We start from the raw sequence: 14,788 nt of genomic DNA, 5'->3' as shown, positions 1-14,788 counted from the left end.
CACTCGGCAGTGTTCTGATTGTTGCGGGAACAACGATCGGTGCCGGTATGCTGGCAATGCCCCTGGCGGCTGCGGGGATCGGGTTTCCGGTCATTGCGGTTATTCTGATTGGCCTCTGGGCTATCATGAGCTACACCGCCTTACTGATGGTTGAAGTGTATCAGTACAGTTCACCGGACACCGGTTTAGGCAGTGTTGCCCGTGAATACCTCGGATTACCTGGCCAGCTCCTGACCGGCTTCAGTATGTTATTGCTGATGTATGCCCTGACCACTGCCTATATCGGCGGTGCGGGAGAAATGATCTCTGCCAGCCTGCAAAACTGGTGGCAAATATCTGTTACACCGGGTACGGCAACCATTATCTTCACCCTCGTCGGCGGCCTGGTGGTATGTGTCGGAACGCACTCTGTTGATTTTATCAACCGTATCCTGTTCACCGGTAAAATTATCTTCCTGATCATTATGCTCGCCGTCATGATGCCGCATGTGAATATGACCAACCTTGTCAGCATGCCGATTCAGAACGGACTGGTGCTTTCCGCTATTCCGCTGGTATTCACTTCCTTTGGTTTCCACGGCAGTGTGCCGAGCCTGGTGAATTACATGAACGGCGACAGCAAAAAGCTGCGCTTTATTTTCCTCACCGGCAGCGCCATTCCGCTGGTGGCGTATCTGCTGTGGCAGATTGCCACGCTCGGCGCGATCCCGTCCGATACTTTCTTTGGTATTCTGGCGCAGAAATCCGGCCTTGACGGCTTACTGACGGCACTCAGTGAGACTGTGGCCAACAAATATGTGGATATCGCGGTCAGCCTGTTTATGGATCTGGCACTGGCTACCTCATTCCTGGGGGTGGCACTGGGATTATTTGATTACCTGGCCGACCTGTTCAGACGCAAAAACTCCGCCTTCGGCCGTACTCAGACCGGGATTCTGACGTTCGCCCTGCCGCTGGTCTGTGCGCTGTACTTCAAAAGCTTCACCGGCGCACTGGCGTACGCCGCAATGGCGCTCTCCTTCCTGGCGCTGCTTCTGCCGTCATTATTAGCGTGGAAAGTACGGCAGAACCCGAAAGCCGGCGCTTACCGTGTTGCAGGCGGGAACGGGGTTCTGATCTTTATCTTCCTGTTCGGCCTGCTGGTGATCTCCATCGAGTTCATCAAAAGCGCCGGTTATCTGCCGAATATTTAATATCTGCGTGGTTTGTAGCCTCAACCGCCCTTATTCGCCGGGCGGTTTTCCCGTCAGCTACGTTGATGATCCGGTATCATCTCACTATCTGCGCAGAGGATCATATTCCCACCACCACGCCACCGCACTGATATCCAGCGGACGGGTTTCTGTAAATTCAGATTCTGATAGCTGTGCACTCAGTGTTCCGCCTGAAAATGAACCTTCATCTGAACAACCACTCATTGATTTATAACGTCGTGTATTTTGTGACCAGATAACCGCACCGACATAGTAACGGATCACTGACTCAATATATTCATTCACTCCCTGAGAGGCCTCTTTTTCCACTTCAGCTTTCAACCGGAGAAAAAGACCCAGAACGCATTTTCGCATATCCAGATATTCTTCGATTGCCTCATCAAAACTATATTGACGCTCGCGCATCAATACTCTGATTAAATTATGTTCTTTATAATTTGCACCCCGGGTCATTTCTTTCAGATAAGCATGAGGCTCTGTTTCCCAGGCCATCAGATGTGATAGCATTTCAAACAATGCCCTCACCTTCCGGTGTTCATATTCATTTGCCGCAATATTTACATCTGCAATAATATGTCCCAGTGTCGGAAAAGACCAGGCACCGCCACCGGTTACCCGCATGCCGATATAATCATTTAATACGGGTGTCGCATTAACAGATTTCCACATTTCCGCCATCATATAAATACGCATTGATTCGACAAATCGTGCAGTTTGTTCCGGTTTAGCATATTTATCAAGCCGGATACGTAAATCACGGGCAGCCAATGCATAACGATCATCAGATAACTTATGTTCCGGGGATTCAAATTGCCGCCATATTTCCGCTGAATACCGGATCAGTTTTTCAGGTTGGCATGATACTTCCCCCTCATCACAATATTCATCATCATAAGCAAATGCCCACATACAGAAATCAATACCCACCTGTAATAATTCTTCCGTACCGGATGGATACATCAGTGATCCTAACCAGCTACAGTGAATATTAGCTAATCTTTTTCTTTGTTCATCCGTATCATAAAGCTCAAAATGATCTGCATAATTTCTCGTGACTTGTTCAAAATGATTATTATCATATTCATCAAGATCATTATACGGTGTTTTATTCCCCGGGGAATACGCCGGATGAATAGCATAAGAGAATGGCTGCGGTAATGAAGGGAGAATCAATTTCATAATATTAATTTCCTTTTTAATAAAACTGCTTAACCCAACGACGGTAAACTGCCATATTATTCCCCCCCGGAATAAGCCCTGGTTTATGGAGGTATTTTCTGTTTTGCCAGACAATAAAATCTTCTTTCACCGTCTCAACAAACCAGCGATGAATAAAAAAAATCAACGGTGCATAGACTATTTTCTGCATATATCGCGGCAGACCTGCGATACGGTTGATTCTGATCGAGTCTATCATACGGAATGTCCATGACAGAGGTTCTGTCTGAGTTCCTAACGCCTGTGTCCGTGCAGTTAATCCCAGACGGGAAAATGATGCTTCACCGACCGCATATCCCAGACCATAGCATTTCATCACCATATGTACGGGCTGCCCGAATACCTTCGCTTTCATACGGTATGTTATTTTGTAGCCATCCTGCTCACAACTTGTCGACACTTCTTTCAGTCCGTGTAAATAGGAAAAATGAGCAGGATCTGCACTATTTTCAGTCATATCCTGACAAAGTCCCCGTAATTGGTAAGTCTCATAGCGGTTTTGTGAAAAACCGGCGGTATTCAGTGCAGGCGGCATCCAGTCCGGCGGAGTATTCTTATCATTGCTCCAGACAAAAAGAACGCCATCAATCTCATGCAAATAACGTTTTGTCAGCGCTATTTTTGGTACTGCGGCGCCTTCCGGTGCACGGGAACAATAACCATCAGAGCCAAAAGACAACCCATGAAACGGACACACTATCTCCTCACCAACCACGGAAGCACCATATCCCAGATGCGCTCCGAGATGCGGACAATAAGGATCGATTGCACAGGCAACACCTGACATTGTCCGGTATAAAACAATATCCTGCCCGCAATACGGCACACGGATAATTTTTCCTTTTTTTAATTTATGGCTGAAATAAGCAGCAAACCAGCCATTAGGATAAGGTAATGGCGCCATATTGATACCATTAACACTATTAAACTGATTATTTTCGTTCTCTGAAAGATATTTAACGGGTATAGATTTTCGGACTCGTTGTTCATGGTTATTTTCACACATAACAATTACCATTGTGTTGTATCTTATTAAAGAGAGTAATATTATTTTTTCTCTAAAATGATGCTGTATGTTGACACCTTGTTTTTTAATAACGCGACAGACCAGTTTTCCGCAAGAACTCTTAATTCCTCCAGTGCACCATCAGTACCTTCAGGAAAATGACATTCAATATTTTTTTTTGATTCCATCAACCATCTGACAACATCAATATTTGAGGGTAACACTCTGAAGTCTGTGATAAAGAAACCACTATCTTCCAGAACCTTTTTAAAATATGCCGGTGACTTACGATGCCGGCAAGCCAGCCGGTCAACCTCATCAGGTGTATCTGATATATAGTGTTCCGGTTCTGTATTATATAAATTATCTGAAATAATCACTTTCCCGCCGACTCTCAATCTGGCATAGATTTTTTTCATCGTATTTTCATAAACATCATTCGGAAAATGAGAAATAACGCCACGGATGATGACAAGATCATAAGGTTCATCATAATCCGGCAAAAGATTAATATTTCCGGCATTACATAGATAAAGGTTAATCCTGTCCTGTAAGCTTTGTTCTTTATGATATTCTGAACAATATTGCAGTTGGCTGGCACTGACATTAATGCCATCAAGACAATCACATTCAGGGAAATTATCCGCCATCATTTTTAGTATATATCCCCAACCACAACCAACATCAAGTATTCTTTTCATGGCAGGTCAGTTATACCCTGTGACATTAGCAAGAAATAATTGCCTTTCAAAATAACGGATACCTGATTCATCTAATGATGCTCTGGTGTTTATTAAATGTGACGGGGATAAAACATCATAAATACCAAATTGAAACAGTAAGGTATTGCCTATTGCTTTTTCCATCTCTCAGGGCATTCATGATATGTTTCAATAACTTTACTTTCATATCCATCTGCAAATTCATCATTAATAATCTTATGCGGTAATTTACTCATATCTAATCAACCATTATGTTTGTCTGAAGTAGTCAATCACCACGAAAAATATAATAACTATAAAAAGAAATATAACGATCATATTTGACGGGAATTAAAAAACACTATCGTAAAAATAAATTATTAGCGAGAATAATGCCTGAGGATGGTTATACTATATTTAATGTAATAAATAAAATTCACGCAGGAAAATTGTTTATTATTTTTTAATGGTACAGATGGATTTATAATCTATCTGTACCATTATCCGTGTCTCAGTGCACGGCATTCAGCCGTTCAAATCCGGCGGTTAAATCCGCAATTAAATCTTCTGTGTCCTCCAGACCGATTTGCAGACGCAGCGTCAGTCCGCCCGGCTGCCAATGAGTGACGGTTCGGTAACGACTGCAGTCAAACGGGATAATCAGGCTTTCAAACCCGCCCCAGGAATACCCCATCGCAAAAATATCCAGTCCGTCGAGCATGCCGGCCAGATCACCCGGGGTGTATTTTTTATCCAGTACCACAGAGAACAGGCCGGAAGACCCGGTGAAATCCCGTTTCCAGACCTCATGGCCCGGACATTCCGGGAAAGCCGGATGCAACACTTTGCTGACTTCCGGACGTGACTGCAACCACTCCGCGACTTTCAGTGCCCGGTGCTGCGCTTCTTTCAGACGGATATGCAATGTGCGCAGACCGCGCAGCACAAGGAAACAGTCCTCAGCCCCGGGCAGCATCGCCATCTGATCATAGGTTTTTCGCAGTTCCGGCCACCACTGTGCATTGGCGGAAACCAGCCCCATCAGCACATCCGAATGACCGCCGGGGTATTTGGTACCGGCTTCCAGAGAGATATCACAGCCGTGTTCATGGGCGCGGAAGAAGAGCGGTGTCGCCCAGGTATTATCAATAACGGTTGTCACATGATGGCGTTTCGCCACAGCGGTGATCGCCGGAACATCCTGCACCTCAAATGTCTGGGAGCCCGGGGATTCAAGAAAAATCACGGCTGTTTCCGGGCGGATAAGCGATTCAATCCCCGCGCCGATCAGCGGATCATAATAGGTGGTGGTAATGCCCATTTTTGCCAGCAGACCGCCGCATAACTGCCGGGTCGGGTGATAAACGGAATCTGTCATCAGCAGATGATCGCCGCTTTTCAGGGTGGTCAGCAGCGCCAGTGTCACCGCCCCCAGCCCGGACGGGGATAACACCGTCCCCGCCGCGCCGGTCAGTTCACTCCAGGCATTTTCCAGTGCCGCGATCGTCGGTGTGCCGTCAGTGCCGTAATGAAATTCCGCCCGGCGGTTGATCAGGGCATCATACGACGGAAACACAACCGTCGAGCCGCGATATACCGGGGTATTCACAAATCCGTGCTGTGATGCGGGGTTACGGCCGCTCTGCGTCAGCCGGGTTTCTGTCCGCAAAGGACGGCGTGCATGTTCTGACATAATCACCTCAATAATAGTCTGACTGGTTATCCTGCTATCCTGCCATAAGGGGCGCGGCTTTCCTTAGTCGCTTTTCAGCTAAGATATGCCGTTATCCTCATGGTTCGTGGCGTAAAGAAATATCTGGCAATTTTGCTGCACTACTATTATTAATAAGTTACGAAACCTTATATTATCAACAGATTAATTTTCATATGACGGAAAGGATATGGAATCAGAAGAAATCAGGGATCGCCGTCCGATCAAAGCCCGGCAGACCCGCTGGGCGACCTCAGCCGCCCGTCTGCTGCAACAGCGCGGTGCAACCCCTAACGGTATTTCTGTCGCCGGTTCAGTCTGTGCATTCTTTGCCGCTGCTGCCTTTTACGGTGCCCTGAACTGCGAAATAACGGCACTTCGTATCATCCTGTTTCTGCTGGCCGCACTGATGGTACAGGGACGGCTCATCTGTAATCTGCTCGATGGTATGGTGGCGGTTGAAGGCGGCCTGCGCAGCCCTGTTGGCGCCGTATTTAACGATTTGCCGGACCGCGTTTCGGACAGCCTGATCCTCATCGGTGCCGGTTACGGGCTGGCCGGTTTTATCACTTATGCCCCGCAGCTCGGCTGGGCCGCTGCGCTGATGGCAGTGATAACCGCCTATGTCCGGGTGCTCGGCGGCAGTTGTGAACAGCCGCAGAAATTTTCCGGCCCGATGGCCAAACAGCACAGGATGGCGCTGCTGACCGCCGGTGCCGTTGCCGCCTGTTTTCTCCCGCTGTATCAGGCTCAGTGGCTGTTTCTTATCATACTGTGGGTGATTACCCTCGGCGCACTCTGGACCACCGTGCGCCGTACCCGCATACTGATAGCTGATTTACGTAAGGAATATAAAGGATGACCCGTAAAACGTTTTCGCCGGATCAAAAAATTGTCTCGGCGCTGCTGGTGTCGGTATGCCGGTTTCTGACCGGGATCCGCGCAAAGCAGAACGCTCCGCTGCCGGAAGGTAAACCCTGTATTTATTATGCCAACCACTCCAGTCACCTTGACGGACTGGTGATCTGGTCCTGCCTGACCGGTGCGGCGCGAAAACGCGTTCACCCGGTAGCGGCGCAGGATTACTGGGATAAAACCCGGTTCCGCCGCTATATTGCCAAACGTATTTTTGGTGCGGTGCTGATTGCACGCGGTAAAAAAATCGAACCGGCAACGGAAGATGAACAACAGGAGACTGCGCCGGCGGAGAATCCGCTGGATGTGATGCAGAATGTCCTCAATACCGGGGATTCCCTGATTCTGTTCCCGGAAGGCACACGCGGTGACGGTGAAAAAATTCAGGATTTCAAAGCCGGGCTCTGGCATTTATCCCGCAATAATCCGGATGCGGTGCTGGTACCGGTCTATCTGGAAAACCTTAACCGCGTACTGCCGAAAGGCTCACGGCTGGTTGTACCGATTATCTGCACCGCCACATTCGGTGCCCCGGCTGAACCGGCCGGGGAAGAAGAGAGCAAAGCGGACTTTTTAGTGCGGACCCGCCTGGCGTTAGAGGCAATACATCATGAAAGATAATGAATTATTCTGGATCTTCAGCGGGCTGTTCGGGTTCCTGGCGGTGGCAACAGTTATCGGCCTGATCCTGAAACAGATTAAAGGAAATACCTCTGTTATCAGTAACCTGAATGCCCGTATCCGCGCCTGGTGGCTGATGTGTATTATCGCCGCCGTGGCTATCAGCATCGGGCCCATCGGCTCTGTGGTGCTGTTTGCCTTTATGTCCCTGCTGGCACTGCGTGAGCTTATCACTCTGACACCGACACACCGCGCCGATCACGGTGCCCTGTTCTGGTGTTTCTTTATCATCCTGCCGGTGCAGTATGTCCTGGTCGGTATCCAGTGGTATAATCTGCTGGCGGTCTTTATCCCGGTATATGCTTTCCTGTTTATCCCGACCCGCATGGTGCTCTCCGGCGACACCCGCCACTTCCTGGAGCGCATGGCAAAAATCCAGTGGAGTGTGATGATTGCGGTTTACTGCCTCAGTTACGCCCCTGCACTGCTGGTACTGCCGATTCCGGATTTCACCGATAACATCAACCTGCTGCTGTTTCTGATGATCGTGGTTCAGATTTCTGACGTGCTGCAATATGTATTCGGTAAACTGTTCGGAAAACACCCGATTGTGCCGAAACTCAGCCCGAACAAAACCATCGAAGGCTTTATCGGCGGGATCCTCAGCGCAAGCTGTGTCGGGATGGCGCTGTGGTGGGCCACACCGTTCAGCCCGTGGGCGGCGTTTCTGCTCTCACTGATGATTTGCCTGGCCGGTTTCGCCGGTGGATTATGTATGTCCGCCATCAAGCGGGACAGCGGGATCAAAGATTTCGGTGCCATGATTGAGGGCCACGGCGGCATGATGGACAGACTGGATTCCCTCTGCTTCGCTGCCCCGATCTTCTTCCATGTGCTGAAATATTTTTATACCTGATGACTCAGGAAATTCTGCTGATCCGCCACGGCGAACCGGTGCCGGATAAAAAAACACCGCTGGCGCTGCGCGACCTTCGTGCCTGGCTGGCGGAGTATGATGCGGGCGGAATTATCCCGCCGGCAGCTCCGCCGTTATCCCTGTCCGCAGAAGAATTATCCCGTTATTTCCCGGTAGCCAGCCCGCTGTTCCGTACCACGGCATCACTGGACGTTCTCGGGCTCACGCCCCGCGCCATTGTTGACGAGCTGCATGAGGCGGTACTTCCCCTGTTTTCCCCTGCACTGCTGATGCCGGTAAAACTGCCGCCGATGTGGTGGGTAACGGCGTTCCGTCTGCTGTGGCTGGCAGGTGGCGGAAAATCTGTTCCCTCTGTGGCACAGGTACGCGGACGGGCACAATGCGCTGCGCAAATCCTCTCCGGCTATGCACAGGAACACGGTGCAGTACTGGTGATGGCACACCGGATTATCAATCACGCCCTGCGCCCCGCACTCGAACAATCCGGCTGGCGGATAACAGAAAAAACACATAACAGCTACTGGGGAATGATGCGGTTCACCCGCGCCACACCACACCTGTGATGCCTGCCGGTGTATTCTGAACCGCATTCCTCCGCACGTTCCGCCACATCCGCTCTGTTTTACTCACTTTCCCGTATATGACTCTGCCTGCTTTGTTCCGCAGGCTGATCATCTGCTGCCGCCTTGCTTATTTTTAAATAGTTATTGCCATTAAATGAATATTTATGTATTTTTAATTGAAAATCACGCATAAAAATGAGGTTATCATGTTTAAGAAATTAGTCTTTGCAGGCTGTTTATCATTATTAGCATTCACCGGGGTAAGCCAGGCCAAAGAAACCTATGTGGTCGGTGCGGGCGGCACCTATCGTCCGTTTGAATTTGAAAACAGTGAGAAACAACTCGAAGGGTTTGATATCGATATTATCAAAGCGGTTGCTGCCGCTGAAGATTTTGACGTCAAACTAATTAATACGCCGTGGGAAGGTATTTTCGCCACACTGTCCGCCGGGGATCGCGATATTTTAATTTCCGGTATTACCATCACCGATAAACGCAAACAGATGGTGGATTTCTCCGCCCCGTATTTCCCGGCAGAACAGGCGATTGTGGTGAATGAAAATTCACCGATCAGCGCATTATCTGAACTGAGTAAATATAATGTCGGCGTGGTGAACTCCAGCACCGGAGATATTGTGGTTTCTGATGTACTCGGAAAAAACAGTACAGCTATCAAACGGTTCGACAATACTCCGCTGCTGTTACAGGAATTATATGAAGACGGTGTGGATGCGGCGGTCGGCGATGTCGGTGTGGTGAAGTTTTATATTAAAACCCATCCGGATAAGAAATTTAAACTGATTTACGACAATCATTTTGAAAAACAGTATTTCGGCATTGCAGTCGCCAAAGGTAATACGGAATTACAGGAAAAAATTAACCGGGGCCTGGCCAAAATTATTGCTGACGGTACTTACGCCAAAATCTATCAGAAATGGTTCGATAACGACGTACCTTCCCTGCCCGCGCAGTAATTCATTATTTATCTGATTAAAAATCCGCTCCTGCGGCGGATTTGATCTGTTTTTTCAGGATGGATGTTATGTCAGCTTTCCGCTGGGAAATTATAGAAGAATACGCTCCGTTATTTATGGACGGGGCACTGATGACAATAAAATGTACCATTATCTGCGTCATCTTAGGGACTCTCTGGGGACTGACACTCGGCCTCGGCCGGACAGCCCGTGCCGAACGCGGCCCGGCAAAATGGCTGCTGCTGTTCTTTGTGCAGTATCCGGTACGGTTTTATGTCAGCGCATTCCGCGGTACACCGCTGTTTGTGCAGATCATGGTGGTGCATTTCGCCCTGGTGCCGCTGTTTATCAACCCGCGTGACGGTCTGATGGTCACCGGCGGTATTATCTCTTCCGACACGGCCAGAATGCTGCGTTCGGACTATGGCGCATTTCTCTCCTGTATTGTTGCTATCACACTCAATGCCGGGGCGTATGTTTCCGAGATTTTCCGCGCCGGGATTCAGTCCGTTGATCGCGGTCAGACAGAAGCCTCCCGCGCGCTGGGCATGAGCTGGGGGAAAACCATGCGCAAAGTGATCCTGCCGCAGGCTTTCCGCCGTATTCTGCCGCCGCTGGGTAACAATGCGATCGCGATTGTCAAAGACTCCTCCCTGGCCTCCGCTATCGGCCTTGCCGACCTGGCTTATGCCGCACGGACCGTGTCCGGCGCATATGCGACTTACTGGGAGCCGTACCTGGTCATCTCCGTTATTTACTGGATGCTGACATTCCTGCTGGCGCAGCTGGTTCAATACACCGAAAGAAGGTTGAGCAGAAGTGATTCACGTTAATAATTTACAGAAAAAATTCGGCAATACCCATGTGCTGCGCGGCATCAGCTGTGATATCCGTCCGCAGGAGGTTGTCTGTGTGATAGGGCCGTCCGGCTCAGGGAAAAGTACCTTTCTGCGCTGCCTGAATGCCCTGGAACGCCCGGATTCCGGTGAGATTGTGGTAAACGGTACCGATGTGTGTGATCCGAAAACAGATCTGAACAAAATGCGCGAGCATACCGGTATGGTATTCCAGCGCTTCAATCTGTTTCCGCATATGACGGTGCTGGATAACATTACAATGGCGCCGCTGATGGTGTCCGGGCTGAAAAAAGCCGATGCCCTGCTTAAAGCGGAGCGGTTGCTGGAAAAGGTCGGTCTGCCGGATAAAATTGATGCCTGGCCGGAGAGTTTATCCGGCGGTCAGCAGCAGCGCGTGGCCATTGCCCGTGCCCTGGCGATGGATCCTACGGTGCTGTTATTTGATGAACCGACTTCCGCACTCGACCCGGAGCTGGTCGGCGAAGTGCTCAATGTAATGAAAGCCCTGGCTCATGAGGGCATGACGATGGTGATTGTGACCCATGAGATGAATTTTGCCCGCGAAGTGGCAGACCGCGTCTTTTTTATCGACCAGGGGATCATTCAGGAGTCCGGCACACCGGAGCAGATTTTTAATCATCCGCAGAACCCGCGTACCGCCGCGTTTCTCAGCCGCGTGCTGTAGTTGCTGTAATGAACAAAGAAGAAGGACAGAGACATTCAGCCTCTGTCCTTTTCTGTTTATGCCGTTAACTCACTGTGTGTAAAAACAAATTTATTCACATCATATAGCCCGAGACTGGTGAGTTTCAGTGTCGGGATCACCGGCAATGACAGGAATGCCATCTGAATAAACGGCTCATCCAGCATCACCCCGCAATCGCGGCAGGCCGCTTTCAGTGACTCAATTTCAGCGGCGATTTCATCCGCCGTTTTATCACTCATCAGCCCGGCAATCGGCAGTGTCGCATGGCTCAGCACCCGCCCGTCCGCAACCACACACATCCCGCCGCCACCGGCAATCAGCTGATTCACCGCCAGCGCCATATCCATCGGATCAATACCGGCGACAACAATGTTATGGCTGTCGTGGCTGACCGTTGAGGCCAGAGCCCCTCGCGTCAGGCCGAAATTGTGCAGCAATGCCGTTGCCGGTGGTGTCTGGCGGCCATAGCGCTCAATCACCGCAAGCGAGCAGATATTATCGCAGTCATAGCGGCGTCCGTCCCAGCTGACCCGCTGCTCGCAGGTAATCAGCTCATTCGGGATCACACTGATAGCACGGTATTCATGACCGGCAACCGGCACAAAAGCAAGAGATTGCGCTGTCACAGCCTGACGGCGGACAGTATTCTGCACCGGCGGACGCGATTCTGCCTGTTTAGCTTCCCGCTCACGCAGCAGCGCCGCTTTATCCACCCAGCGCCCGCCGCACATAACCGCCTGAATATCGACTATCTTCTCATCCCGCAGCAGAACCAGATCCGCCTGTTTGCCCGGCGCTACCAGCCCGAGGTTTTTCAGCCCGAAATGCCGGGCGGCAGACCAGCTGGCAACACGGTAAGCAATATGTACCGGGATCTGATGCTGATTGATCAGACGATACACCAGCGCATTCATATGCCCCTCATGAATGATTTCCCACGGATTGCGGTCATCGGTGCATAACAGACACTGCGGGCTGCTCATCGCCGTGATAAGCGGTGCCAGCGCATCCAGATTCCGTGCCGCCGACCCTTCGCGGATCATCAGTGCCATTCCCAGCGCCAGTTTTTCCAGCCCTTCCTCATAACGGTGCGATTCGTGACAGTTTTCAATCCCCCCGGCAATATAGCCGTTGAGATCTTTCCCGGTGACCATCGGGCAGTGACCATCCAGCGTCATATCGCGGAATGCATCCAGTTTATCCAGCGTTTCTGCCTCACCGGCAATCACCGCCGGGAAATTCATCATCTCCGCCAGTCCCAGCACATGCGGATGATCCTTGTATTTCAGCATCTCTGCCAGCGGGAAATCCGCGCCGTTCACATCACTGCCCGGTAATGCCGGTACACAGGAACTCACCTGAACAAACTGATTCTGCTGTGCCTGTTCCGCGCAGCGCAGAAACCACTCAATTCCCTCTTCGCCCATGACGTTCACAATTTCATGCGGGTCACACACAATGGACGTGACTCCCAGCGGTAGTGTGGCACTCTCAAAAGTGACCGGGGTCATCATGCTGGATTCAATATGCAGATGCGCATCAATAAACCCGGGGACGACCACCGCGTTTTTACCGTCGATAACCTGATGCGCCGGTGCATCCTTATACACCGTACCGACACCGGCAATGGCATTTCCGCTTATCACTACAGGGCCCGGAAATTCCCCGCCGTTAATCAGATCCAGAATCCGGACATTATCAATACGATAATCCGCCGGTGCCTCACTGCGGGCCACGGCGAGGAGTGTTGTCATTTCTTCACGGCTGCGCGTGCAGGTGCGCTTATTTTTCTCACTGTTCATCACTGTCCCCTGTTTTTCTCTCACATTGATAATGCGAATTCGCGGTGTTCTCTCTGTGCTGTGAGGTGTACCGGAATAAAGGTGATCCCCGCCGCAATTGTTACAAATTATTGCGACACAACCGGATGATTACGGTTTCTCACGGAATGTCATTACGATGCTGGCATTGATTATGCATTTATCAGACCAGTTATCTTTTCCCCGGGAGACAGGAGCATAAAATGGATAGTCAAACACCGGAAACCATCCGGGAAACAGGTGTACTGGGACGTTTATTCCGTTTACAGGCACACGGTACCACTGCACGAACCGAAGTTATCGCCGGTATAACCACCTTTCTTACCATGGTGTATATCATTTTTGTTAACCCGCAAATCCTCGGCGCTGCCGGGATGGATACACAGGCTGTCTTCGTCACCACCTGTCTGATTGCGGCATTCGGCTGTATTCTGATGGGTTGTCTGGCAAATCTGCCGGTTGCACTGGCACCGGCAATGGGACTGAACGCCTTTTTTGCTTTCGGTGTGGTCAGCGCCATGGGTTACTCCTGGCAAATCGGGATGGGGGCTATCTTCTGGGGTGCACTCGGCATGCTGCTGCTGACTGTCTTCCGCATCCGCTACTGGATGATAGCCAATATCCCGCTGAGTCTGCGGGTGGGGATCACCAGTGGTATCGGGCTGTTTATCGCTATGATGGGGCTGAAAAATATCGGTCTGGTCGTGGCGAACCCGGCCACGCTGGTCTCCATGGGGGATCTGACCTCCCATTCCGTCTGGCTCGGCGCACTGGGCTTTTTTATTATCACGATTCTGGCCTCCCGCCGTATTCACGCGGCGGTGCTGATCTCCATTGTGGTCACCACGCTGATTGGCTGGTGGCTGGGGGATGTCACCTACAACGGTATTTTCTCCATGCCGCCGGATGTTACCAGTGTGCTGGGCAAAGTGGATGTGGCCGGGGCCTTTAACATCGGGCTGTCGGGGATTATTTTCTCGTTTATGCTGGTTAACCTGTTTGACTCATCGGGTACCCTTATCGGGGTAACCGATAAAGCCGGACTGGCAGATAAAGACGGTAAATTCCCGAATATGCAGAAAGCGTTGTATGTGGACAGTGTCAGTTCCGTAATCGGCGGGTTTATCGGCACATCATCTGTCACCGCGTATATTGAAAGTACCTCAGGGGTCTCTGTCGGCGGCCGGACAGGACTTACCGCCGTGGTGGTCGGGCTGCTGTTCCTGCTGGTGATTTTCCTCTCCCCGCTGGCCGGGATGGTGCCTGCCTATGCAGTCGCCGGTGCGCTGATTTATGTCGGGGTGCTGATGACGTCCAGTCTGGCGCGGGTAAACTGGAATGACCTGACTGATGCGGTACCTGCCTTTATCACCGCGATTATGATGCCGTTCAGTTTCTCCATCACGGACGGTATTGCGCTTGGTTTTATCTCTTACTCTGTGATGAAGCTGGGTACCGGGCGCTGGAAAGAACTGAATCCGTGTGTGATTCTGGTTGCCCTGCTGTTTGTGCTGAAGTTTGTGTTTGTCGATCACTGATGTCTTT

14 protein-coding genes are annotated in these 14,788 nt (G+C 50.5%); 9 read left to right on the top strand and 5 right to left on the bottom strand.

The genetic code is table 11. The features are described 5' to 3' along the window. Positions 1-47 precede the first annotated feature (47 nt). Positions 48-1,193 carry a tyrosine transporter TyrP gene (tyrP, locus tag AB7038_RS07170; RefSeq protein ID WP_440590460.1) on the top strand — a complete coding sequence of 382 codons (1,146 nt, stop codon included), beginning with the start codon at positions 48-50 and terminating at the stop codon, positions 1,191-1,193. Positions 1,194-1,277: 84 nt separating this feature from the next. On the opposite strand, the gene AB7038_RS07165 is transcribed toward tyrP, so the two are convergent. From AB7038_RS07165 to metC, 4 genes are all read right to left on the bottom strand, one after another. Then, the gene (locus tag AB7038_RS07165; RefSeq protein WP_368888517.1) at positions 1,278-2,393 is read right to left on the bottom strand and encodes a terpene synthase family protein; all 1,116 of its coding nucleotides are present in this window, start codon (positions 2,391-2,393) and stop codon (positions 1,278-1,280) included. Positions 2,394-2,409: 16 nt separating this feature from the next. Next, positions 2,410-3,450 (bottom strand): Rieske 2Fe-2S domain-containing protein, encoded by a 1,041-nt coding sequence (locus AB7038_RS07160; protein ID WP_369453019.1) that lies wholly within the window; start codon positions 3,448-3,450, stop codon positions 2,410-2,412. 29 nt (positions 3,451-3,479) lie between these two features. Continuing rightward, a complete protein-coding gene (locus tag AB7038_RS07155; protein WP_369453018.1) occupies positions 3,480-4,139 on the bottom strand; it encodes an SAM-dependent methyltransferase in 660 nt (219 codons plus the stop codon). Positions 4,140-4,650: 511 nt separating this feature from the next. Further along, positions 4,651-5,832 (bottom strand): cystathionine beta-lyase, encoded by a 1,182-nt coding sequence (gene metC, locus AB7038_RS07150; RefSeq protein WP_369453017.1) that lies wholly within the window; start codon positions 5,830-5,832, stop codon positions 4,651-4,653. 208 nt (positions 5,833-6,040) lie between these two features. On the opposite strand from metC, the gene AB7038_RS07145 reads away from it, so the two are divergent. From AB7038_RS07145 to AB7038_RS07115, 7 genes are all read left to right on the top strand, one after another. Further along, positions 6,041-6,712, top strand: coding sequence for a CDP-alcohol phosphatidyltransferase family protein (locus tag AB7038_RS07145; RefSeq protein WP_369453016.1), 672 nt, complete (start codon positions 6,041-6,043; stop codon positions 6,710-6,712). Continuing rightward, a complete protein-coding gene (locus AB7038_RS07140) occupies positions 6,709-7,386 on the top strand; it encodes a lysophospholipid acyltransferase family protein (protein ID WP_368888522.1) in 678 nt (225 codons plus the stop codon). The genes AB7038_RS07145 and AB7038_RS07140 overlap by 4 nt, the downstream gene beginning before the upstream one ends. After that, positions 7,376-8,302: a phosphatidate cytidylyltransferase gene (locus AB7038_RS07135; protein WP_369453015.1), complete on the top strand. Its 927-nt coding sequence runs from the start codon at positions 7,376-7,378 to the stop codon at positions 8,300-8,302. Before AB7038_RS07140 ends, AB7038_RS07135 begins: the two co-directional genes overlap by 11 nt. Continuing rightward, on the top strand, positions 8,302-8,886 hold the full coding sequence (locus AB7038_RS07130) for a hypothetical protein (RefSeq protein ID WP_369453014.1): 585 nt from the start codon (positions 8,302-8,304) through the stop codon (positions 8,884-8,886). Before AB7038_RS07135 ends, AB7038_RS07130 begins: the two co-directional genes overlap by 1 nt. A gap of 206 nt (positions 8,887-9,092) precedes the next feature. Further along, entirely contained in the window at positions 9,093-9,860 is a 768-nt protein-coding gene (locus AB7038_RS07125) for a basic amino acid ABC transporter substrate-binding protein (RefSeq protein ID WP_046892383.1), read from the top strand. Positions 9,861-9,928: 68 nt separating this feature from the next. Then, the gene (locus AB7038_RS07120; protein ID WP_368888525.1) at positions 9,929-10,693 is read left to right on the top strand and encodes an amino acid ABC transporter permease; all 765 of its coding nucleotides are present in this window, start codon (positions 9,929-9,931) and stop codon (positions 10,691-10,693) included. Beyond that, positions 10,680-11,402: an amino acid ABC transporter ATP-binding protein gene (locus AB7038_RS07115; RefSeq protein WP_004240079.1), complete on the top strand. Its 723-nt coding sequence runs from the start codon at positions 10,680-10,682 to the stop codon at positions 11,400-11,402. Before AB7038_RS07120 ends, AB7038_RS07115 begins: the two co-directional genes overlap by 14 nt. A 56-nt stretch (positions 11,403-11,458) precedes the next feature. Here AB7038_RS07115 and adeD read toward each other — a convergent pair whose 3' ends face one another. After that, a complete protein-coding gene (gene adeD / locus AB7038_RS07110; protein ID WP_368888526.1) occupies positions 11,459-13,225 on the bottom strand; it encodes an adenine deaminase in 1,767 nt (588 codons plus the stop codon). A gap of 221 nt (positions 13,226-13,446) precedes the next feature. Here adeD and AB7038_RS07105 point away from each other — a divergent pair, with 221 nt between their 5' ends. Next, positions 13,447-14,781: an NCS2 family permease gene (locus tag AB7038_RS07105; RefSeq protein WP_195430991.1), complete on the top strand. Its 1,335-nt coding sequence runs from the start codon at positions 13,447-13,449 to the stop codon at positions 14,779-14,781. Positions 14,782-14,788: the final 7 nt, after the last annotated feature.

Source organism: Morganella morganii, from assembly GCF_041099235.1.
Taxonomy (GTDB): Bacteria; Pseudomonadota; Gammaproteobacteria; order Enterobacterales; family Enterobacteriaceae; genus Morganella; species Morganella morganii_E.
Note: the sequence above shows the minus strand (reverse complement) of the source record. Positions and strands in the feature narration are given on the sequence as shown.

Coding starts and splice junctions, on each gene's coding strand:
- AB7038_RS07165 (WP_368888517.1), bottom strand. CDS start 2,393: ATGAAATTGATTCTCCCTTCATTACCGCAGCCATTCTCTTATGCTATT.
- AB7038_RS07160 (WP_369453019.1), bottom strand. CDS start 3,450: ATGGTAATTGTTATGTGTGAAAATAACCATGAACAACGAGTCCGAAAA.
- AB7038_RS07140 (WP_368888522.1), top strand. CDS start 6,709: ATGACCCGTAAAACGTTTTCGCCGGATCAAAAAATTGTCTCGGCGCTG.
- AB7038_RS07120 (WP_368888525.1), top strand. CDS start 9,929: ATGTCAGCTTTCCGCTGGGAAATTATAGAAGAATACGCTCCGTTATTT.
- AB7038_RS07125 (WP_046892383.1), top strand. CDS start 9,093: ATGTTTAAGAAATTAGTCTTTGCAGGCTGTTTATCATTATTAGCATTC.
- AB7038_RS07145 (WP_369453016.1), top strand. CDS start 6,041: ATGGAATCAGAAGAAATCAGGGATCGCCGTCCGATCAAAGCCCGGCAG.
- AB7038_RS07130 (WP_369453014.1), top strand. CDS start 8,302: ATGACTCAGGAAATTCTGCTGATCCGCCACGGCGAACCGGTGCCGGAT.
- adeD (WP_368888526.1), bottom strand. CDS start 13,225: ATGAACAGTGAGAAAAATAAGCGCACCTGCACGCGCAGCCGTGAAGAA.
- tyrP (WP_440590460.1), top strand. CDS start 48: ATGCTGGCAATGCCCCTGGCGGCTGCGGGGATCGGGTTTCCGGTCATT.
- metC (WP_369453017.1), bottom strand. CDS start 5,832: ATGTCAGAACATGCACGCCGTCCTTTGCGGACAGAAACCCGGCTGACG.
- AB7038_RS07135 (WP_369453015.1), top strand. CDS start 7,376: ATGAAAGATAATGAATTATTCTGGATCTTCAGCGGGCTGTTCGGGTTC.
- AB7038_RS07155 (WP_369453018.1), bottom strand. CDS start 4,139: ATGAAAAGAATACTTGATGTTGGTTGTGGTTGGGGATATATACTAAAA.
- AB7038_RS07105 (WP_195430991.1), top strand. CDS start 13,447: ATGGATAGTCAAACACCGGAAACCATCCGGGAAACAGGTGTACTGGGA.